The organism is Aeromicrobium sp. 636, from assembly GCF_024433585.1.
Classification (GTDB): Bacteria; Actinomycetota; Actinomycetes; order Propionibacteriales; family Nocardioidaceae; genus Aeromicrobium; species Aeromicrobium senzhongii.
In genome coordinates this window covers 791,113-810,791 of sequence record NZ_WNJU01000002.1, presented here as the reverse complement: position 1 = coordinate 810,791, position 19,679 = coordinate 791,113, and the positions used below count along the sequence as shown (strand labels likewise).

General features: G+C 70.2%; 18 protein-coding genes and 1 pseudogene. 5 read left to right on the top strand and 14 right to left on the bottom strand.

Features of this window, described 5'->3' with window-relative positions; translation table 11 throughout:
- The first annotated feature begins 50 nt into the window (after positions 1-50).
- A complete protein-coding gene (locus GL325_RS10635; RefSeq protein WP_187769517.1) occupies positions 51-2,132 on the top strand; it encodes an acyltransferase family protein in 2,082 nt (693 codons plus the stop codon).
- 67 nt (positions 2,133-2,199) lie between these two features.
- Here the strand turns inward: GL325_RS10635 and ilvD are convergent, their stop codons facing one another.
- Genes ilvD through GL325_RS10615 form a run of 4 tightly spaced genes read right to left on the bottom strand, consistent with a single transcriptional unit; the run spans position 2,200 to position 6,284 of the window.
- Complete coding sequence (ilvD, locus tag GL325_RS10630) at positions 2,200-3,894, bottom strand: dihydroxy-acid dehydratase (protein WP_154597025.1); 1,695 nt, start codon at positions 3,892-3,894, stop codon at positions 2,200-2,202.
- 41 nt (positions 3,895-3,935) lie between these two features.
- Positions 3,936-4,619, bottom strand: a complete 684-nt coding sequence (locus GL325_RS10625; protein WP_187769516.1) for a hypothetical protein — start codon at positions 4,617-4,619, stop codon at positions 3,936-3,938.
- Complete coding sequence (locus tag GL325_RS10620; protein WP_187769515.1) at positions 4,619-5,239, bottom strand: SatD family protein; 621 nt, start codon at positions 5,237-5,239, stop codon at positions 4,619-4,621. The genes GL325_RS10625 and GL325_RS10620 overlap by 1 nt, the downstream gene beginning before the upstream one ends.
- Positions 5,240-5,285: 46 nt before the next feature.
- Positions 5,286-6,284, bottom strand: coding sequence for a patatin-like phospholipase family protein (locus GL325_RS10615; protein ID WP_187769514.1), 999 nt, complete (start codon positions 6,282-6,284; stop codon positions 5,286-5,288).
- Positions 6,285-6,445: 161 nt separating this feature from the next.
- Here GL325_RS10615 and GL325_RS10610 point away from each other — a divergent pair, with 161 nt between their 5' ends.
- Positions 6,446-6,850 (top strand): hypothetical protein, encoded by a 405-nt coding sequence (locus GL325_RS10610; protein ID WP_187769513.1) that lies wholly within the window; start codon positions 6,446-6,448, stop codon positions 6,848-6,850.
- A gap of 12 nt (positions 6,851-6,862) precedes the next feature.
- Here GL325_RS10610 and GL325_RS10605 read toward each other — a convergent pair whose 3' ends face one another.
- From GL325_RS10605 to GL325_RS10585, 5 genes and pseudogenes are all read right to left on the bottom strand, one after another.
- On the bottom strand, positions 6,863-7,054 hold the full coding sequence (locus GL325_RS10605; protein WP_187769512.1) for a hypothetical protein: 192 nt from the start codon (positions 7,052-7,054) through the stop codon (positions 6,863-6,865).
- A gap of 62 nt (positions 7,055-7,116) precedes the next feature.
- Positions 7,117-7,440: pseudogene (locus GL325_RS10600) on the bottom strand (pyridoxamine 5'-phosphate oxidase family protein); the annotation flags it as partial.
- A gap of 127 nt (positions 7,441-7,567) precedes the next feature.
- Positions 7,568-9,028 carry a protein adenylyltransferase SelO gene (locus GL325_RS10595; RefSeq protein WP_255956027.1) on the bottom strand — a complete coding sequence of 487 codons (1,461 nt, stop codon included), beginning with the start codon at positions 9,026-9,028 and terminating at the stop codon, positions 7,568-7,570.
- 32 nt (positions 9,029-9,060) lie between these two features.
- Entirely contained in the window at positions 9,061-9,543 is a 483-nt protein-coding gene (locus tag GL325_RS10590; RefSeq protein WP_187769510.1) for a pyridoxamine 5'-phosphate oxidase family protein, read from the bottom strand.
- Between the two features lie 47 nt (positions 9,544-9,590).
- The gene (locus GL325_RS10585) at positions 9,591-9,881 is read right to left on the bottom strand and encodes a DUF1540 domain-containing protein (RefSeq protein ID WP_154597017.1); all 291 of its coding nucleotides are present in this window, start codon (positions 9,879-9,881) and stop codon (positions 9,591-9,593) included.
- A gap of 134 nt (positions 9,882-10,015) precedes the next feature.
- Between GL325_RS10585 and GL325_RS10580 the strand changes: the two genes are divergently transcribed.
- Complete coding sequence (locus GL325_RS10580) at positions 10,016-11,221, top strand: HNH endonuclease signature motif containing protein (protein ID WP_187769509.1); 1,206 nt, start codon at positions 10,016-10,018, stop codon at positions 11,219-11,221.
- A 6-nt stretch (positions 11,222-11,227) separates the two neighbouring features.
- Here GL325_RS10580 and gatB read toward each other — a convergent pair whose 3' ends face one another.
- The 3 genes from gatB to gatC are packed head-to-tail and all read right to left on the bottom strand — an operon-like array spanning position 11,228 to position 14,531.
- A complete protein-coding gene (gene gatB, locus GL325_RS10575; protein WP_187769508.1) occupies positions 11,228-12,730 on the bottom strand; it encodes an Asp-tRNA(Asn)/Glu-tRNA(Gln) amidotransferase subunit GatB in 1,503 nt (500 codons plus the stop codon).
- Positions 12,727-14,232: an Asp-tRNA(Asn)/Glu-tRNA(Gln) amidotransferase subunit GatA gene (gene gatA / locus GL325_RS10570; protein ID WP_154597014.1), complete on the bottom strand. Its 1,506-nt coding sequence runs from the start codon at positions 14,230-14,232 to the stop codon at positions 12,727-12,729. The genes gatB and gatA overlap by 4 nt, the downstream gene beginning before the upstream one ends.
- A complete protein-coding gene (gene gatC / locus GL325_RS10565; RefSeq protein WP_146828496.1) occupies positions 14,229-14,531 on the bottom strand; it encodes an Asp-tRNA(Asn)/Glu-tRNA(Gln) amidotransferase subunit GatC in 303 nt (100 codons plus the stop codon). The genes gatA and gatC overlap by 4 nt, the downstream gene beginning before the upstream one ends.
- Before the next feature lie 66 nt (positions 14,532-14,597).
- Between gatC and GL325_RS10560 the strand changes: the two genes are divergently transcribed.
- Positions 14,598-15,302, top strand: a complete 705-nt coding sequence (locus tag GL325_RS10560; RefSeq protein ID WP_187769507.1) for a cutinase family protein — start codon at positions 14,598-14,600, stop codon at positions 15,300-15,302.
- Here the strand turns inward: GL325_RS10560 and ligA are convergent, their stop codons facing one another.
- The gene (ligA, locus tag GL325_RS10555; protein WP_187769506.1) at positions 15,303-17,579 is read right to left on the bottom strand and encodes an NAD-dependent DNA ligase LigA; all 2,277 of its coding nucleotides are present in this window, start codon (positions 17,577-17,579) and stop codon (positions 15,303-15,305) included.
- A gap of 94 nt (positions 17,580-17,673) precedes the next feature.
- Here ligA and GL325_RS10550 point away from each other — a divergent pair, with 94 nt between their 5' ends.
- The gene (locus GL325_RS10550) at positions 17,674-18,675 is read left to right on the top strand and encodes a DNA topoisomerase IB (RefSeq protein ID WP_154597011.1); all 1,002 of its coding nucleotides are present in this window, start codon (positions 17,674-17,676) and stop codon (positions 18,673-18,675) included.
- A gap of 31 nt (positions 18,676-18,706) precedes the next feature.
- Here the strand turns inward: GL325_RS10550 and GL325_RS10545 are convergent, their stop codons facing one another.
- Positions 18,707-19,639 (bottom strand): methionine synthase, encoded by a 933-nt coding sequence (locus GL325_RS10545; RefSeq protein ID WP_187769505.1) that lies wholly within the window; start codon positions 19,637-19,639, stop codon positions 18,707-18,709.
- Between the last annotated feature and the right edge of the window lie 40 nt (positions 19,640-19,679).

Sequence of the window (19,679 nt, the reverse complement as noted above, 5' to 3'; positions counted from 1 at the left end):
TCTAACGACTGCAACCGAGACGCCGTGGGTCAGCATGGGAGTATCGGCCAGTGACCACGCGCCTCGCCACTTCCCCACCCGGCGCCGTCACCCCTTCCCGCGATCATCGACTCGAGATCCAGGGCCTGCGCGCACTCGCTGCCCTGCTCGTCGTGATCTACCACCTGTGGCCGGGTCGCCTGCCCGGCGGCTACGTGGGCGTGGACATCTTCTTCGTCATCTCGGGCTTCCTGATCACCAGCCACCTGCTGCGCGAGATCGACCGCGACGGGCGCATCTCGTTCGCCCAGTTCTGGGCCCGCCGAGCACGTCGTCTGCTGCCGGCCGCGCTGTCGGTCATCGCGGTCTCCGGCGTCGCCACGTGGCTGTGGGTGCCGCAGCAGTACTGGTCGCAGTTCTTCCGCGAGATGATCGCGTCGGCCGCGTACGTCGAGAACTGGCTGCTGGCCGGCGACTCGGTGGACTACCTCGCGCAGGAGAACATCGCCTCGCCCGTCCAGCACTACTGGACCCTGTCGGTCGAGGAGCAGTTCTACCTGGTGTGGCCGCTGCTGGTGACCCTCGGCCTGTGGCTCGCGGTGCGGTTCGGACGGGACCGGCGACGGATGATCGCGGCCGTGCTCGCGGTCGTCGTGGCGGCCAGCCTGGCGCACAGCCTGTACCTCGTCGCGCAGGGCGTCCCGCAGGCGTACTTTGCGACGACGACGCGTACGTGGGAGTTCGGCGCGGGGGCGCTGTTGGCGTTCTCCCCCGGCCTGCTGAAGCGACTGCCCGATGTCGCCCGCTCGCTCGTCTCGTGGGGCGCGCTGGCGTTCATGGTCGCGGCGGGCCTGCTCTTCGACGAGGCGACGCCCGTGCCAGGGCTGCCGATCGTGGCACTCGTGGTCGCGGTCGTGCTGTTCATCGCAGCCGGCTCGCCGGGGTCGGTCCTGTCCCCCATGCCGCTGCTGCGCCGCCGCTCGGTGCAGTGGACGGGCGACGTCTCGTACGCGCTGTACCTGTGGCACTGGCCGCTCATCGTGCTGCTGCCGTTCGTGCGCAGCCGCGAGAACGGCCCGTTCGCGCTGGTGGGGATCCTCGTCCTGACGTTCGTCCTGGCGGGCCTGTCCACGCGGCTCATCGAGGACCCCGTGCGGACGTCGACGTTCCTGAAGCACGCGCGGCCGCGGCTGACGTACGGCCTCACGGCGCTCGCCATGGCTGCCGTGATCGTGCCGTCGCTGATGGCGATCAAGTCCAGCGAGAGGGCTCTGCAACGCGATCAGGAGATCGCCGAGTCCATCGCCGAGCAGGCGCCCGCATGTTTCGGCGCCGCCTCGCACGATCCCGAGAAGCCGTGCGGCAACCCCGAACTGGATCGGCTGCAGATCCCCGACCCGCGCTCGGCCAACGGTGACCGTCCGCCCGAGGGCTGGTGCTCGCAGCGCCCGGTCGGCGAGGCGATCAAGCCCTGCAGCGGTGGCGACTGGGCCGACCCCGACACGCTCAAGGTCGCGATCGTGGGCGACTCGCACGCGCGCATGATGAGCTCGGTGCTGCGCGAGTGGGCCGACGACGGCAAGGTCGCGTGGGACGGCTACTTCCAGAGCGGCTGCGTGTGGACCACCGCGGACCCGTGGCGGATCAAGTACGTCGACGAGTGCGTGGACTTCAAGCAGCAGATGTCGGCGATCATGGCCGAGAAGGCCGACCAGTACGACCTGGTCATCACGACGGCGCGCGCGGACCGGGTTCCCGGCAGCGAGGACGAGCGCACGGCCGGGCTGCTCGAGGCGTGGTCGGCGGCGACGGACCGTGGCGTGCCGGTCGTCGCGCTCTCGGACATCCCGCTGCAGACGCGCAACGAGGTCAACGCGTGCCTGGAGCAGACGGCCCAGGACCGCCAGGCCGACTGCGCCCTGGACCGGTCGAAGACCCTGGTCGAGCCGGACCCGTTCGTCACCGCGGCCAAGGCGGGTGACCGCACGCACGCGATCGACCTGCGCGACGTGCTGTGCGACGAGCGGAAGTGCCCCGCCGTGATCGGCGGCGTCACCGTCTACGCCGACTCGAACCACCTCACCGACACGTTCGTGCGCACGATGGCGCCGATCGTGTGGCGCGAGCTGGCGCGCGCCGGCCTCACCGGCTGATCACAGCACCCGGACACACGAACGCCGCCCCGGTGGATCACCGGGGCGGCGTTCTTTCGTGCTGGGGTCAGCCGGTGACGGCGCCGTGCGCGGCCGAACTCACGAGCTTGCGGTACTTGGCCAGCACGCCGGAGGTGTACTTCGGCGGGTTGGGCTCCCAGCCGACCTTGCGCTGCTCGAGCTCGGCCTCGTCGATCTCGACGTCGAGCGTCTTGTTCGCCACGTCGAGCGTGATCGGGTCGCCGTCGCGGACGAACGCGATCGGGCCGCCGTCGACTGCCTCGGGGGCGACGTGGCCGACGCACAGGCCGGTCGTGCCGCCGGAGAAGCGACCGTCGGTGAGCAGCAGGACGTCCTTGCCGAGGCCCGCGCCCTTGATGGCGCCGGTGATGGCGAGCATCTCGCGCATGCCGGGGCCGCCCTTGGGGCCCTCGTAGCGGATGACGACGACGTCGCCGGCGACGACGGTGCCGTCCTCCAGCGCGTCCATCGCGGCACGCTCACCGTCGAACACGCGGGCGGTGCCACGGAAGACCGACTCGTCGAAGCCGGCGCTCTTGACGACCGCGCCCTCGGGAGCCAGCGAGCCGTGCAGGATCGTCAGGCCGCCGGTCTTGTGGATCGGCTTGTCGAGCGGGCGGATGACGTCGCCGTCCAGGCCGAGGTCGATGTGCGCGAGGTTCTCGGCCATCGTCTTGCCGGTGACGGTCATGACGTCGCCGTGCATGAGGCCGGCGTCGAGCAGCGCCTTCATGATCACCGGGATGCCGCCGACCTTGTCGACGTCGTTCATGACGTAGCGGCCGAACGGCTTGAGGTCGCCCAGGTGCGGGACCTTGTCGCCGACGCGGCTGAAGTCGTCGAGCGTCAGCGGGACGCCGGCCTCGCGGGCGATCGCCAGCAGGTGCAGGACGGCGTTGGTCGAGCCGCCGAGCGCCATGACGACGGTGATGGCGTTCTCGAACGCCTCGAGCGTCATGATGTCGCGGGCGGTGATGCCCTTGCGGAGCAGCTCGACGACGGCCTCGCCGGACTTCTTGGCGTAGTCGTCGCGGCGGCGGTCGGGGGCCGGCGGCGCGGCCGAGCCGGGCAGGCTCATGCCGAGGGCCTCGGCGGCCGAGGCCATCGTGTTGGCGGTGTACATGCCGCCACAGGCGCCCTCACCGGGGCAGATCGCGCGCTCGATCTTGTCGACCTGCTCGCGGGAGATGAGGCCCTTCATGCAGGCGCCGACGGCCTCGAAGGCGTCGATGATCGTGACGTCCTTGCCGTCGACACTGCCCGGCAGGGTCGAGCCGGCGTAGAGGAAGACGCTGGACAGGTCGAGGCGCGCGGCAGCCATGAGCATTCCGGGCAGGGACTTGTCGCAGCCGGCCAGCAGGACCGAGCCGTCGAGGCGCTCGGCCGACATGACGACCTCGACCGAGTCGGCGATGACCTCACGACTGACGAGGGAGAAGTGCATGCCCTCGTGGCCCATGGAGATGCCGTCGGAGACGCTGATCGTGCCGAACTCCAGCGGGTAGCCGCCGCCGGCGTGCACGCCCTCCTTGACGGCCTTCGCGAGGCGGTCGAGGGACAGGTTGCAGGGGGTGATCTCGTTCCAGCTGGAGGCCACACCGATCTGGGGCTTCACCCAGTCGTCGTCCCCCATGCCGACCGCGCGGAGCATGCCGCGCGCGGCGGTCTTCTCCAAACCGTCGGTGACGTCGCGGCTCCGCGGCTTGATGTCGATCTCGGGGGTGTCAGGGGTCTCGGCCATAGGGGAATCGTACGACCGCCTGCCCCGGGACCGTCGCGAGGTCAGAACAGCGGCACGAGCGCCAACGCGAGGAACCAGCTGACGAAGCTGCCGACCAGGACGTACTCGGCTCGCGAGCCGTCGCCGTCGTCCCTGGAGATCTCGGGGAATCGCAGGATGCCCTTGGCCGCGAGGATCGCCGCGACTCCCCCGTAGTTGCCGCCGACGGCGAAGGCGAACACCATGACGCGCTCGAGCGGGCCGATGACGCGACCACCCTTGAGCCGGCGCTCCTCGCCCAGCAGGCCGCGTCCGACGCGATCGAGGACCTCGCGCACCACGGCGTTAGCCGGACCGATCAGCGCCACCGCGATGACGACGGCCAGCACGAACTCGTCGAGGCCGACGTTCATCAGGCCGGGCACCCCGAGGTCCTCGAACCAGTCGAGCAGCGGGGGCGTGTCGCGATCGATGAGCGGTGAGGCCACGAGCGCCAGCAGGCTGGCGACGCCGGAGGCGATCATCCCCGGCAGCCGCCACGACGGCAGGGCGCGGGCACTGGCCCACCAGAAGCCGACGATGACCGGCAGCCAACCGGCGCCGGGCCCGTAGCCGAGCCCGTGCGCGGTCAACACGACGATCGCGATCATCAGGACGCCCTGGACGGCGATGACCCAGGCGGGACCGATCTGACGCAGGTACTGGGCCAGGCAGATGGCCAGCAGGACAAGGGCGAGCAGGGCCATCAGCGCACCAACTCGAGACCGTCGACGACCGCCAGGGCACCGCTGCGGCGCAGGGACTGGGAGACGGCGGAGGGCGAGATGCCCTCGCTCTCAGCGAGCTGACGCTGCGTACGTCCCTGGATGAGCCCGAGCGCCAGCCGGCGCTGGCGTCCGTCGAAGCCGCTGACCACGTGGTCGCGGACCATCAGATAGGCGTTCACCGTTCCCCCTTCGTGCACCCAGGTCCGCAGCCCGGACTGTCGACCGGCGCGCTGCTCGACCTGGCCGATCGCGTCGCGCGCGTTCCACCAGGCCGGACCATCTTGGGTGAGACCGTACTCGGAGCGACCGACGACTTCGACGGTCCCGGCCCCGATGCCGACCCGCGCGTCCATCCCCTCGGGTAGCGCGAGTCGCACGACCAACGCCGCCAGCAGCGCTTGATCGAGGGTCCCGTGGGTCGACTGGAACTCGTCGCCGATGGTCGGTGCCGGGGCTTGGAGCGAGGGAACGAGTTCGTTCGCCGCAGCCAGCGCCTGGATCAACGCCTCCTGGGCCGCACGCCGCGAGGGCGCGCTGCGCGAGGCCACCAGGTCGCCGATCAGGGCGACGCACTCTGAAGGTCCTGCCTTCATTTCCATGAAATGAAGCATATACCTTTACTTCGAGGAAATGAAGGTGATGCCTTCACAGGGATTCGAGCGGCTGCGACGCCGGAGGGCCGGTGGGGTGTTTGGCCACCCAGTTCGTCGCCGCCTTGTGCCCCGCCTCGAACAGGCTCGTGCGCTGCTCGGGCGTCAGGTCGAAGTCGGTGAACCGCACACCCTTCGGCTTGGCGAAGATGCTGCGGTCAATGGACGCCGGATCGCTCACGTGACGGACTTGGGTCGAGTCCACGGTGGTCTTGATGAGGTTCTCCAGCAGCGCGACGGGCGAGGTGACCGGCTTGGCCTTCGCCCGCTCCCCCGCGGGCGAGCTGAGCCGGACGCCGAGCGTGGGCCAGCGGCTGGGCTTGCCGTCGGTGCGGTCGAAGACGTCGATGGGATAGGTGCGGAGCAGGGATCCGTCGACGAGCGTCAGCTTGCCGAACTGCGAGTTCACCTTCACCGGCTCGAAGAAGAACGGGATCGCGGACGAGGCGCGCACCGCCCGGGCGACGGGATAGTCGAACGGATCGCGGTCGTGCGCCTCGAGGTCCCACGGCAGGAACATCGCGCGCTGGCGCGACAGGTCACTGGCGGTGACGACGAGACGGAACGACTGGTTCTGCGGCAGGGAGCTGCCGGGGTCGTCGAAGTACAGGTCGCCGAAGGTCCGCACGCCGAGGTCGGCCAGGACGCCGCGCAACCACTGGTCCAGGTGCCGCCCGGGATGCGCACCGAGGTGGAACAGCATCCCCCACAGGTCTGCCCCGCGCGGCGCCCACTTCAGGTACTTCGCCGCGGGCCGCCGGTCGAGGAACGCCATGTAGTCGATCGTGCGCATGATCTCGTCGACCCGGCTGAATGGCTCGTTCGCGTGCTGCATCGCCGCCATGATCGAGCCGACCATCGCCCCGGCGGACGACCCACCGATCCGGGCGAACGAGTAGCCGTTCTCGACGAGGGCTGTGGCGGCTCCGACCAGGGCGATGCCCTTGACTCCCCCGCCCTCCAGGACGAGGTCGACCGTGCGCTCGTTGTCCACGGTTCGACTCTAGGGCGTCGGCTGCATTGCGGCCCGTGGCTCCACCCGACTGCCCTCCAGTCGAGACGTGCTCCACACGAGGTCGCTGGGACACGACAGGAACTGGGCCAGACGGCGGACGGATGGTGGCGCGATCGATCGGCGCGAACTAGCATCGCCGGATGCTCTCGGCGCTGGAGAAGACCGTCGTCGTCGGCACCGTCGCGCTCGTCGTGGGCGCCGGCGTACTCGTCGCGTGCAGTTCGATGGAACGACAGTCCGTGGCGTGGAAGCAGGCCGACCTGGATCGGAACTGGCTCGACCTCGCGGTGTACCGAGGAGTCGAGGACGCCGATGATTTCGCCGCGGGAATGGGCGACCGCGGCCAGGTCGTGTCCGCCAAGGGCATCGCGCGGCGTGGAGTCGCGGCGAGCGACCTGGACGAGCCGCTGGAGATCGTCATCCTCTATTCCGGCAGGGACGACAGCGGGGCCGTCTTTGCCCAGGACGACCCGGATACCTGTTACCGGTTCACGGTCCCGACGGGGTACTCCTCCAACTTCGCGAAAGTCGACTGCCCGGGGTAGCCGCCCTGACGCCTAGGTCGTCGCGGCGGGATCGAACATCTCGGCGGCAGCCACCTCGGTGAGCGCGGCCTTCACGCACATGTAGTGAGCGCCGTAGAACTGCTTGGTGCTCTCGCGGTCACCGAAGGTCAGCGCGATGCCGACGGAGCGCGGATCGTCATCGACGGTCTCCCCGCAGAACGCACACGCCCATTCGATCTCCACTCGGTCATCGTTGCAGGCCCGAAGGACCGAAGTGGGAACGGGCTGGCCGACGAACGCGCCACTCAGAGGTGAACCGTGCCGCTGTCCCCCTGGTCGGGCTGCTTGTCGGTGACCAAGCCCTTCACCAGCTGGATGGCCGCGGTGACCTTGCCCGGGGACTCCCCGTACTCGGCCGTGACGCCGTCGATGCGCAGGGCGATGTTGTCGGGGTCCTCGGGGCCGCCGGACATGAAGGCGCCAGACGAGGAGTCCCAGAGGTCCTTGATCCTCTCGCGGTCCTCGACGATCTGCGCCGTGCCGGTGAGCGACACCCAGCCGGCGTCGCTGGAGTAGGCGACGTTGACGCGCGGGTCCGCGACGAGGGCTCGCGCCTTCTCGCTGGAACGCTGGGTGAGGAATCACGTCCTGCCGGGGTGCTCGAAGTCCTGCGTGCCCATCGGGATGGGAGACGTAGGTCAGGAGGGCGGCGCGCCAGACCGATTGGTACGAGACCGGGGAAGATGCGAGAGTCCGTCAGGTGCCGCAGTACGTGGTGTAGCGCCCGAAGTCCTCCGGTGCTGGTTCGGCGTATCGCCCCAAGCCCGGACGCTCCGCGAACGGGCGCTGAATGACCTGCAACAGCTGCTGAACCGGACCGAGATCACCGCCCGTGGCGGCGTCGAGCGCCTCCTCCACCAGATGGTTCCGTGGAATGTAGACAGGATTGACGCGGTCCATCGCGGCCGGGTCCGGGCCGACCGCCTGCCAGCGCAGCAGCCATTCGTCGATCGCTGCCAGGTCGACGAACAGTCCCCGGAATGGCTCCGCATCACCGCGGGCCGCCGACGCCAGCGCGCGGAAGCCGCTGGTCCAGTCGACGTGGTTGCTGTGCAGGAGATCGAGCAGCTCCTCCCCCAGCTCCGTCGCGATTGCGTCCTCCAGGCCCTCGGGAAGACCGAGCTTGGTCTGCAGACCCGCCGCATACGTGGCCGTGTACCTCGTGGCGAACTTGCCGAGCGCCTCCATCGCGAGATCGACCGCGGTGTCTTGGTCCTGCGCGATCAACGGCAGGAGAGTCTCCGCGAACCGCGCGAGGTTCCACTGGGCGATCGCCGCCTGGTTGCCGTAGGCGTAGCGGCCGCCGACGTCGATCGAGCTGTAAACCGCGCCCGGGTCGTACGCCTCGATGAACGCGCACGGCCCGTAGTCGATCGTCTCGCCGGAGATCGTCATGTTGTCGGTGTTCATGACGCCGTGGACGAACCCGATGAGCATCCACCGCGCCACGAGGTCGGCCTGCGCCTCGACCGCGGCCTCGAACAGCGCCCGGTACGGATTGTCGGCAGACGCGGCTGCCGAGTGGTGGCGCTTGATCGCGTGGTCAGCCAGGCGTCGCAGCAGCTCCAGGTCGCCGGTCGAAGCGGCGTACTGGAACGTGCCCACGCGGAGGTGGCTGCTCGCCACCCGAGCCAGCACGGCGCCGGGCAGCACCGTCTCACGACGCACGTCGCGTCCGGTGGCGACCACCGCCAGCGAGCGCGTCGTGGGCACGCCGAGGGCATGCATGGCCTCACTGATCACGTACTCGCGCAGCATGGGGCCGACGGCCGCGAACCCGTCCCCTCCACGCGAGAACGGGGTGCGCCCCGAGCCCTTCAAGTGCAGATCGCGGAGCCGTCCCTCGCGGTCGGTCAGCTCGCCCATCAGCAGCGCCCGACCATCGCCCAGCCGCGGCGAGTAGCCACCGAACTGGTGACCGGCGTACGCCTGGGCGACCGGCGTGGCCTCCGCCGGCACCGACGTGCCGGTGAGGAGTCCGACCCCGTCGGGGGTGCGCAGTGCGTCCGCGTCCAGGCCGAGCTCGGCGGCCAACAGATCGTTGAGCACCAGCACGTTCGGGTCCGGTGTCTCCTCGCCCCGCCACGGCACAGCCAACTCCGGGAACTCAGCGGCAAAGCGGTTCGAGAGTGGTGCCGTCACGGGAGTTGTCGTCACCCCGTCCAGCGTACTGACGTCACGAGGCATGCTCAGAGATGAACAGTGCCGCTGTCCCCCAGGTCGGGCTGCTTGTCGGTGACGAGCCCCTTCACCAGCTGGACGGCCGCGGTGACCTTGCCCGGGGACTCCCAGTACTCGGCCGTGGCGCCGTCGATGCGCAGGGCGACGTTGTCGGGGTCCTCGGGTCCTCCTGACATGAACGCGCCCGAGGAGGCGTCCCACAGGTCCTCGACCTTGCCGCGGTTCTGCTCGACGTGCGCGGTGCCGCTGAGCGAGACCCAGCCCGCGTCGCTGGAGTAGGCCACGTTCACCCGCGGGTCCGCCTCGAGTGCCCGTACCTTCTCGCTGCTCTGCTCGGTGAGGAACCACGTCGTGCCGGGGTGCTCGAAGTCCTGCACGCCCATGGGCGTGGACACGAGCGCACCCTCACGGGACACGTACGTCAGGACGGCGATCCGGGCGTCGCGCATGATCTTGGTGACGGTCTCGAGCTGGTCGTCGTGAGTGGTCATTCATCGACCCTCACATGCGCGTCGGACTCGCGCCTCCCGGAGAGGGCTCAGGCGACTTGGTACGTCAGGCAGTCCGCCACGTCGGCGCCGGGGCCGACGCGGATCGAGTCGGCGTGGCACTCCAGCGCGTCGTTGTGGGTGCAGTCCGAGCGGTGGCACGCGCCGACCGACGCGGTCGCGGTGGGCAGGCCACCGGAGACGCTGATGTCGATGAACGTCCCGCAGCCGGCGTCGGAGCCGGTGATGTTGATCGCCCCGGCGTGACACTCCTGGTCGGCGTTGTACGAGCACCCTGCGACAGCGCAGTCGTGGACGAGTGGCAGTTCTTTGATCGACATGGTCGCCTCCAGCGATGGTCCTGTTTCGACGGTACGACTGCACCCCCTGACTGAGGGAAGACTCAGAACACGGCCAATTCGGCAGTTCGTCGGCGTCGAGGAGTTCTGTCGGTGGGGCCCACTACGTTGGACCCATGAGCCCGAACCGCATCGCCGTCGCGTGTGACGCCGCGCGCCGTCGACGCGCGATCGCGGACTTCGAGGAGTGGTCGCTCATCGTCGGTCACCACGACCGACAGACGGCCGAGATCGACCGCACCGACGACCTCGTGCTGTCCAAGGAGCTCGCCCGGCGCGAGGTCGTGCTCGAATTGGCTCAGGCCCTGCATGTCACCGAGCGCACGATCTGGGCGATCATCTTCGAGAGCCGGACGCTCCGCGAGCGCACGCCAGCAGTGTGGGAGGCGTTCCGTGCGGGCGACCTCGATGCGGCGCGCGTCTCCGCGATCGCCGACTGTGCCGAGCGACTCCAGACCCGTGCGGCGTGGACGATGCTCGAGCACTCCGCTCCCGAGTACGCCGCCACCCACACGGTCAGCGAACTCCGGTCCTGGCTGCGGCGCCTGCGCGCCCGGCTCGAGCCTGAGGAGACGAAAGCCGAGACGGCCAAGGCGGTCGAGGACCGGCGCGTGTCCATCACGCACAACGACGACGGCACCAGCTGGCTCAACGCGCTGCTGCCCACGGGGGTGGCCATCGCCGTCGGCGACCGCCTGCGCAAGGCCGCCAAGGCACTCCCCTCGATCGATCCCGAGACCGACGAGAAGGACCGCCGCACCCGCGACCAGAAGATGGCCGACCTGCTCGCGCACTGGCTCACGTGCTCCGAGGGCACCGCCACCGACATCCGCGCCGAGATCGCCATCAGCATCGCCGCCACCGACCTCATCGGGTTCACCAACGGACCCGGCCTCACCCTCGACGGCGAGCCGGTCGGCAGCGAGTGGGTCCGTGAGCTGGCACAGTCCGAGCACACCGTCCTGCGTCGGCTCGTCCTCGACCCGATCGGTCAGGTGCTCGACACCACGGTCCTCAGCTACCGGCCACCACAGTCACTCAGGCAGGCGCTGCGATGGCGGGACGGCACGTGCCGCGTCGCCGGGTGCCGGGCACCCGTCCACGAGACCGATCAGGACCACGCGATCGACTACGACTCCGGTGGCGACACGTCGGCATCGAATCTCCGATGCCTGTGCCGCAAGCACCACAACATGAAGTCACACGGACACCTCGACGACCGCTACCTCGACCCGCCCCGGCGCTACGTCGAGCGCTACCTGCCGTGCCCGCCGATCGTGACGGTGATCGACATGATCGACCCCCGCCGCATCACCGCCTGAGCGTGCTCAGGACAGCTTCTCGATGATGAGCTCGCGCACCCGGCCGGCGTCGGCCTGCCCGCGCATCTCCTTCATCACGAAACCGATCAGCGCACCGGCCGCAGCCTGCTTGCCGTCGCGGATCTTCTGCGCGGCGTCGGGGTCGTTGGCGATGGCGCGGTCGACGGCGTCGCCGAGCGCCCCGTCGTCCGAGACGACCTCGAGGCCACGGGCGACGACGACCGCCTCGGGATCGCCCTCGCCGGCCAGCACCCCCTCGAAGACCTGACGGGCCAGCTTGTCGTTGATCCGCTTGGCATCGATGAGGCCCTGGATCTGCGCCACCTGGGCCGGCGTGATCGCCAGCGCCTCCAGATCCGTGCCCCGCTCGTTGGCCGTGCGGGCCAACTCGCCGAGCCACCACTTCTTGGCGGACTGAGGCGTGGCGCCGGCGGCGATCGTCTCGACGACGAGGTCGAGCGCACCCGCGCCGACCGTGTCGCGCATGTCCAGATCGCTGAAGCCCCACTCGGCCTGCAGGCGCTTGCGGCGCTCGGCCGGCGGCTCGGGCAGCGTGCCGCGCAGCTCCTCCACCCAGGCGCGGTCCGGCGCGACGGGCGCCAGGTCCGGCTCGGGGAAGTAGCGGTAGTCGTCGGCGTCGGACTTCGGACGACCGGCGGACGTGGTGCCGTCGGACTCGTGGAAGTGACGCGTCTCCTGCAGGATCGAGCCGCCGGCGTCGAGGATCGCCGCGTGACGGCCGATCTCGTACCGCACGGCCCGCTCGACCGAGCGGAACGAGTTGACGTTCTTGGTCTCGGTGCGCGTGCCCAGCTGGTCGGAGCCGAGCGGCTTGAGCGAGAGGTTCACGTCGGCGCGCATCGAACCCTGGTCCATGCGGGCATCGGAGACGCCCAGCGCCACCATGAGGTCGCGGATCTGGTTGACGAACGCACGCGCGACCGCGGGCGCCTTGTCGCCGGGGACCTCGATCGTGCGGGTGACGATCTCGATCAACGGGATGCCGGCACGGTTGTAGTCCAGGAGCGAGTGATCGGCACCGTGGATGCGACCCGTGCTGCCGCCGACGTGCAGCGACTTGCCCGTGTCCTCCTCCATGTGCGCGCGCTCGATCTGGATCCGGTACGTCTCGCCGTCGACGTCCACGTCGATGAAGCCGTCGAACGCGATCGGCTCGTCGTACTGCGACGTCTGGAAGTTCTTCGGCATGTCCGGGTAGAAGTAGTTCTTCCGCGCGAAGCGGCACCACTCGGCGATCTCGCAGTTGAGCGCCAGACCCATGCGGATCGCGGACTCGACAGCCTTCGCGTTGACCACCGGCAGCGCACCCGGGAGGCCCAGGCACACCGGGCAGATCTGCGTGTTCGGCTCGGCACCGAACTCGGTCGGGCAGCCGCAGAACATCTTCGTGTTCGTGTTGAGCTCGACGTGGATCTCCAGACCCATCACCGGCTGGTAGCGGGTCAGCGCTTCCTCGAACGGGACGAGCTTCGTGGCAGTGGCGCTCATCGGGCGACCTCCAACTCGGGAGCCTGCGCGGCGAAGGGACGGCCGTCGCGCTCGGCGACGAACCGCTCGAGGGCGGCGGCGGCGTTGTACAGGCGGTCGTCGGCCATGGCGGGGGCCAGGAACTGCATCCCCACCGGCAGACCCTCGGACAGGCCGATCGGCAGCGAGATGCCGGGGACACCGGCGAGGTTGGCCGGGATCGTCGCGATGTCCTGGGCGTACATCGCCAGCGGGTCGTCGAGCTTCTCGCCCAGCGGCCAGGCCACGGCCGGGGACGTGGGCGAGGCGAGCACGTCGACCTGCTCGAACGCGGCCTCGAAGTCGCGCGCGATGAGCGTGCGGACCTTCTGGGCCGAGCCGTAGTAGGCGTCGTAGTAGCCGCTGGACAGCGCGTAGGTGCCCAGGATGATGCGGCGCTTGACCTCGTCACCGAAGCCCGCGTCGCGGGACGCGGCCATGACCTGCTCGGCGCTGGGGTCGGCGATGCCCTCGGGCATCACCCGCAGGCCGTAACGCATGGCGTCGAACTTGGCCAGGTTGCTGCTGACCTCACTCGGCATGACCAGGTAGTAGGCGGCCAGGGCGTGCACGAAGCTGGGGCAGGAGACCTCGACGATCTCGGCGCCGGCCTTCGCCAGCAGCTCGATCGACTCCTCGAAGCGCTGACGGACGCCGGGCTGGAAGCCCTCGCCGCCGAGTTCGCTGACGACGCCGACGCGCAGTCCGGCCACGTCCGCACGGCGGGCGGCCGCGACGACGGGCGGGACGGGCAGGTTCAGGCTGGTGGAGTCGCGGGGGTCGTGACCGCCGATGACCTCGTGCAGCAGTGCCGCGTCGAGGACCGTGCGGGTGACGGGGCCGGCCTGGTCGAGGCTGCTGGCCATCGCCACGAGGCCGTAGCGCGAGACGCCGCCGTAGGTGGGCTTGACGCCGACCGTGCCGGTGACGGCGCCGGGCTGACGGATCGAGCCGCCGGTGTCGGTGCCGATCGCCAGCGGGGCCTCGAACGCGGCCACCGCGGCAGCCGAGCCGCCGCCGGAGCCGCCGGGGATCCGGTTGGTGTCCCACGGGTTGCGGGTGGGGCCGTACGCGGAGTGCTCGGTGGACGAGCCCATCGCGAACTCGTCCATGTTGGTCTTGCCCAGGATCGGCAGACCCGCGGCCTTCAGCTTGGCCACGACGGTGGAGTCGTAGGGCGGGATCCAGCCCTCGAGCATCTTCGAGCCGCAGGTGGTGGGCAGGCCCGTGGTGGTCAGGACGTCCTTGACTGCGATCGGCACACCGGCGAGGCCGTGCAGCGACTCACCCTCGCCACGGCGACGGTCGATGTCGGCGGCCGTCGCGAGGGCGCCCTCGGCGTCGACGTGCAGGTAGGCGTGGATCTCGCCGTCCACCGCACCGATGCGATCGAGGTGCTGCTGAGTGACCTCGACGGAGGTCACGGAGCCGTCGGCGAGCGCCGCGGCGATGTCAGCCGCGGTGGAGCGGAGCATGTCGGTCATTCTTCTCCCAGGATCTTGGGCACGAGGAAGCGCTGCTCCTCGCTGGCGGGAGCACCGGCGAGCGCCGCTTCGGGCGTCAGGCTCGGTGTCACCTCGTCGGGCCGGAACACGTTGGTGACCGGCACGGGGTGGCTCATGGCAGGGACATCGTCGCCGGCGGCCTGCTGGACGACCTGGACGTAGTCGAGGATCGCGGGCAGCTCGGCACCGAGGCGATCGAGCTCGGACTCGGACAAATCGATCCGCGCAAGACTCGCCAGATGGGCGACGTCATCGCGGGAGATCTCGGGTGACGACATGGTTTTCATCCTAGTCGGGCCCGCATTCTCGCTCCGCGCCGGTCGCAATGGGTGAGGATGAGCCGCATGCTCCGCCAGGTCACTGCTCTCGCGTTGGCGTGTATCGCGCTCGCGAGCTGCTCAGGCGGAGCATCCGACCCCTCCCCCGGGGCGCAGCCGTCGGACTGTCCCACGGTCCAGATCATCGGCCTGCGTGGTCAGGGTCAGTCGCTGGATGCGAACGGCGGGCTGGGCACCGAGGTCCGGCTCGTCTCGGAGGAGCTCGCGGACGACGTCGCCGACCTGGGCCCCGTCCGGACGACGGCGATCCGGCACCAGAGCCGACTCGGCGGCTGGGACGACTACCTCGAGGACGTCGCCGACGGGCGGGCCCGATTGGGCAGCGAGATCCGCTCGATCGTCGCCGCGTGCCCGGACGCTCTCATCACCGTCCTCGGATTCAGCCAGGGGTCGCAGATCGCACAAGAGGAGCTGGCCGATACGGAGCTCGCTCGGCACGTGGACGCGCTCGTGCTCGTCGGCAGTCCGCTGCGCGATTCCCGAGAACCCTTCATGCCCGTGATGTTTCCCGGCGGGATCCCCTCGGGCGAGGGCCGACTCGCTCCAGGACCCGACCTGGGTCACTTGGGCACCCGGACCGTGGCGGCCTGCATCACGGGTGACGCCGTGTGCGCGGGAGGATCGGACGACACGATCCATCGCGAGGCCTACGAGGACCCCAAGGTCGCCCGCGCCATCGCGGATTCCGCGGCGTCCTTGCTGCGGCGCTGACTACAGCGCGTCGGGGCCGCCCTCCAGCAGCTTCTTGAACTGTGCCTCGTTGAGGATCGTCAGTCCGAGGTCTTCGGCCTTCGCCGCCTTGGAGCCGGCGTTCTCGCCCACGACGACGTAGTCGGTCTTCTTGCTGACCGAGCCCGAGGCCTTGCCGCCGGCGGCGATGATCGCCTCCTTGACGGAGTCGCGGGTGAAGTCCTCGAGGCCGCCGGTGACGACGACGGTGAGGCCGTCGAGCACTCCCCCGGCGGTCGACGCCGCGCCCGGTCCGGGATGGTCGGGGATCGCGAAGCGCACCCCGGCGGCCTGCCACTGGTCGACGATCTCGCGGTGCCAGTCGACCTCGAACCACTCGATGACCGAGTCGGCGATGATCCCGCCGACGCCCTCGACCGCCGCCAGCTCCTCGCGCGACGCAGCGCGGATCGCCTCGATCGAGCCGAAGTACTGCGCCAGCGCACGCGCGGCGACCGGGCCCACGTGACGGATGTTCAGCGACACCAGCTGACGCCAGAAGTCCTTGGTCTTGGCCTTCTCGAGCTCGTCGAGCAGCACCTGGGCCTGCTTGGACGGGTCGCCCGTCTTCACCCGGAACGGGGTGCGGACGACGGGCTCGCCGGTCTTGTCGTCGAGCTTCGGCTCGCCGGTCTCGGCGTCACGCACCTCGACCTCGATCGGCACGAGCTGATCGAGCGTGAGGGAGAACAGTCCGGCCTCGGAGTCGAGCGGAGCACCCTTGCCCTGCGTGAGCGCGGCCGCCGTGACCTCGCCGAGCGCCTCGATGTCGAGCGCGCCGCGCGAGCCGACGTGCTCGACCCGGCCGCGCACCTGGGCGGGACACGTGCGCGCGTTCGGGCAGCGCAGGTCCTTGTCACCCTCCTTCATCGGGCGCAGCGGCGTGCCGCACTCGGGGCACTTCTCGGGCATGACGAAGGCGTGCTCGCTGCCGTCGCGACGCTCGACGACCGGGCCGAGCACCTCGGGGATGACGTCGCCGGCCTTGCGCAGCACGACGGTGTCGCCGATCAGCACGCCCTTGGCCTTGACCACGTCCTGGTTGTGCAAGGTGGCCTGGCGCACGACGCTGCCCGCGACGCGGACCGGCTCCATCCGGGCGTAGGGCGTGGCGCGACCGGTGCGACCGACCGAGACGACGATGTCCAGCAGCTTCGTCTGGACCTCCTCGGGCGGGTACTTGTAGGCGATCGCCCAGCGCGGGGCGCGGCTGGTCTCGCCGAGCTCGGGATGCAGGGCCAACTCGTCGACCTTGACCACGAGTCCGTCGATCTCGTGCTGGAGGGAATGGCGCTGACCGCCGAGCTCCTCGACCCGCGCCAGGACGTCGTCGACGCTGTCGAGGACGCGCGTGTTCGGGCTGGTGGGCAGGCCCCACTGCTGGAGCAGGTCGTAGACCTCGCTCTGGGCCGAGACCGGCGGACGCTCCCATGCGCCGATGCCGTGCACGTAGAGGGCCAGCACGGCGATGCGCTCCTGCCCCGCCTCCAACTCGAGCCCGGACTTCTTGTCGAGCTGCTGGCGCAGACCGCCACTGGCCGCGTTGCGCGGGTTGGCGAAGGCCGGGAACCGTCGGGCGGCACTGGCGGTGGCGCGCTCCTCGCTGACGCCGCGGGCCATCGCCTCGGCGGTGGCCCGCTCGCGCAGCTCGGCCTGGAAGGCGTTGAGTCGCTCGAACTCCTCGATGCCGATGAAGACCTCGCCCCGGACCTCGACCAGGGGCGGATGACCCTCGCCCGCGAGCTTCTCGGGGATGCCCTCGACCCGGACGGCGTTGACCGTGACGTCCTCGCCCACGCGCCCGTCACCGCGGGTGGCGGCCGACGTGAGCACGCCGTTCTCGTAGCGCAGGTTGATGGCGAGACCGTCGATCTTGGCCTCGGTGAGCCAGCGCACCGACCGGCCGGCCGCGCGCTGCGTCTTGGCACACCACTCGCGCAGCTCGTCGGGCGAGAAGACGTTGTCGAGGCTCAACATCCGCTCGGCGTGCTCGATCGGTGGCAGGGCCGAGGCACCGGCGGCCGCACCCACGTTGATGGTCGGCGAGTCCTGGCCCTGCAACTCGGGATGGAGGCGCTCGAGCTCCTCGAGACGGTGCATCCAGCCGTCGTACGTGGCGTCGTCGACCAGGGACGTGTCCTGGCCGTAGTAGGCGTCGCGCGCGCGCTCGATCTGCTCGGTCAGCTCGGCGGCCTCGGCACGGGACGCCTCCACTCCGGGGTCTTCCTCGGGCACTGCCTCATCACGCGATTCCGCCATGGCGACGAGCCTAGTGCGCCCCTCGGACACCGACACCGGGGAAGGTCGGTGCGGTCGAGTTGCCTCCGCCGCCGACGGACCTAAGGTGCGGAACATGAGACTGCGCCGCGTGACGACCCGTACGCGGGGGTGGACCCGCCGCCGGGCCGGACGCGGCTGGACCTACCTCGACGAGGACGGCACCGTCATCACCGGTGAGGACCGCGAGCGCATCGAGGCGCTCGTCATCCCGCCGGCGTGGCAGGACGTGTGGATCAGCCCGTGGCCGAACGGTCACCTGCAGGCGACCGGCGTCGACCAGGCCGGACGGACGCAGTACCTCTACCACCCGGACTGGGTGCACCGGCGCAACCTCGAGAAGTTCGACCGGATCAGCCAGATCGCCGCCGAGCTGCCCAAGTTGCGCGCCCTGGTCGGTGACCACATCACCGCGCACGACGGCTCGCGTGAGCACGCCGCGGCCGTCGCCGTCCGCATGCTCGACTCCGGCTCGTTCCGCGTCGGCAACGACGTCTACGCCCGCCAGGGCAGCTTCGGCCTGACCACCCTGGAGCGGCGGCACGTCCGCGCCAAGGGGAGCACCCTGGTGTTCACGTTCGTCGGCAAGTCCGGGGTGGAGCACAACGTCGTCCTGGAGGACGAGCCCGTCGTCGACGCGATCAACCGCATGCGCCGCCGTCGTGGGGGCGGACCGCGGCTGCTGGAGTACCTCGCCAACCGGTCCCGCTATTCCCTGGACTCCTCCGACGTCAACACCTACCTGCGTGAGCAGACCGGCCTGGAGATCAGCGCCAAGGACCTGCGCACGTGGGCCGGGACGGTGCTGGCCGCCGAGGTGCTCGCGCTGTCCGATGAGCCCGGGGAGACGAACGCGTCCCGAGCCCGCGCCGTGCGGTCGGCCATGACCGAGGTCTCCCTCGCACTGGGCAACACCCCGACCGTCGTGCGCAGCTCGTACGTCGATCCGCGCCTCATCAGCCTGTACGAGTCGGGCACGGTCATCCCCCGCCAGTCGTTCGAGGACGCCGTCGACCCGCTGGAGCGGCGCCACGCCATCGAGCGGGAGACGCTGCGGCTGCTGCGCCAGGCGGACTGACTCCCGACCCGCTCGAGATTTTGCTCCGGAGTCAACCGAAGGAGGCGGCGGCGGAGAGCGCGGCCTCGAGGGCTCGGCGCGACTCCGGCGGGGTGTGACCGGCGAGGCCGCAGGCGGGAGTCACGGCGCCGCGGCCCGCGAACGACTCGACGGCGAAGCCGAGCCGTCCCATGAATTCCTCGACCCGGGGAGCGTCGGCGCCGCCGAACCACAGGTCGGTGCCCGCCTCGAAGGCCTCGGACCAGTCGTCGGACGGGCTGGCGAGGGACACGTCGAACGCGATCGCCTCGAAGCCCACGCCGGCCAGCAGGCCGATCGGCACGTCAGGAGCGCAGGTGTGCACGACCGGCTGTGCGCCGGCGGCCCGGATCGCCTCGACGACCGGCTTCAGCAGGGCGTCGGCGCCCGGAGCGTCGATCGAGCGGTGCCGGCCGAAGCCACTGGCCGTCGGGATGGACCCGGACAGGACGGCGCTGATCGCGGGCTCGTCGACCTGCACGATCAGCTCTCCGGTGAAGCGACGACGCAGCTCGGCGACGTGGTCGCCGACGGCCTGGGCCAAGGCCTCGGAGAGCTCGCGGCGGGCACCGTGGTCGGCCACGACCTTGTCGCCCCGAGGACGCTCGACGGTGGCGGCGAGGCTCAACGGCCCGACGATCTGCTGCTTGACCCGGACGTCCTGGCCGGCCAGCAGCTCCTCCATGACATCGAGGTCCTGACGCAGGGCCGAGCGGGCCCGGCGCTGGTCCATGCCCTCTCCCGGAGCGAGGCGCCAGCCCGCGGGCTGGAGGTCGATCGGCAGCGGCACCAGGCCGAGCGTGCGACCGAGCATCCCCGACGGCGCACCGCGGCCGGGCAGCTCGGGCACGAACACGATCCCGTCGGCTCCGAAGGTGTCGGCGACGTACCGGGCGACCGGTGCGAACTCCTCGCCCGGCATCGACCCGATCCCTGTGGCACGCATGCCTCGATTGTCCCCCACGACGCTGCTGGGAGGATCGTCG

Coding starts and splice junctions, on each gene's coding strand:
- GL325_RS10560 (WP_187769507.1), top strand. CDS start 14,598: ATGCTCCGCCAGGTCACTGCTCTCGCGTTGGCGTGTATCGCGCTCGCG.
- GL325_RS10585 (WP_154597017.1), bottom strand. CDS start 9,881: ATGTCGATCAAAGAACTGCCACTCGTCCACGACTGCGCTGTCGCAGGG.
- GL325_RS10620 (WP_187769515.1), bottom strand. CDS start 5,239: ATGGAAATGAAGGCAGGACCTTCAGAGTGCGTCGCCCTGATCGGCGAC.
- GL325_RS10580 (WP_187769509.1), top strand. CDS start 10,016: ATGAGCCCGAACCGCATCGCCGTCGCGTGTGACGCCGCGCGCCGTCGA.
- GL325_RS10545 (WP_187769505.1), bottom strand. CDS start 19,639: ATGCGTGCCACAGGGATCGGGTCGATGCCGGGCGAGGAGTTCGCACCG.
- GL325_RS10625 (WP_187769516.1), bottom strand. CDS start 4,619: ATGGCCCTGCTCGCCCTTGTCCTGCTGGCCATCTGCCTGGCCCAGTAC.
- ligA (WP_187769506.1), bottom strand. CDS start 17,579: ATGGCGGAATCGCGTGATGAGGCAGTGCCCGAGGAAGACCCCGGAGTG.
- gatB (WP_187769508.1), bottom strand. CDS start 12,730: ATGAGCGCCACTGCCACGAAGCTCGTCCCGTTCGAGGAAGCGCTGACC.
- GL325_RS10590 (WP_187769510.1), bottom strand. CDS start 9,543: ATGACCACTCACGACGACCAGCTCGAGACCGTCACCAAGATCATGCGC.
- gatA (WP_154597014.1), bottom strand. CDS start 14,232: ATGACCGACATGCTCCGCTCCACCGCGGCTGACATCGCCGCGGCGCTC.
- gatC (WP_146828496.1), bottom strand. CDS start 14,531: ATGTCGTCACCCGAGATCTCCCGCGATGACGTCGCCCATCTGGCGAGT.
- ilvD (WP_154597025.1), bottom strand. CDS start 3,894: ATGGCCGAGACCCCTGACACCCCCGAGATCGACATCAAGCCGCGGAGC.
- GL325_RS10550 (WP_154597011.1), top strand. CDS start 17,674: ATGAGACTGCGCCGCGTGACGACCCGTACGCGGGGGTGGACCCGCCGC.
- GL325_RS10610 (WP_187769513.1), top strand. CDS start 6,446: ATGCTCTCGGCGCTGGAGAAGACCGTCGTCGTCGGCACCGTCGCGCTC.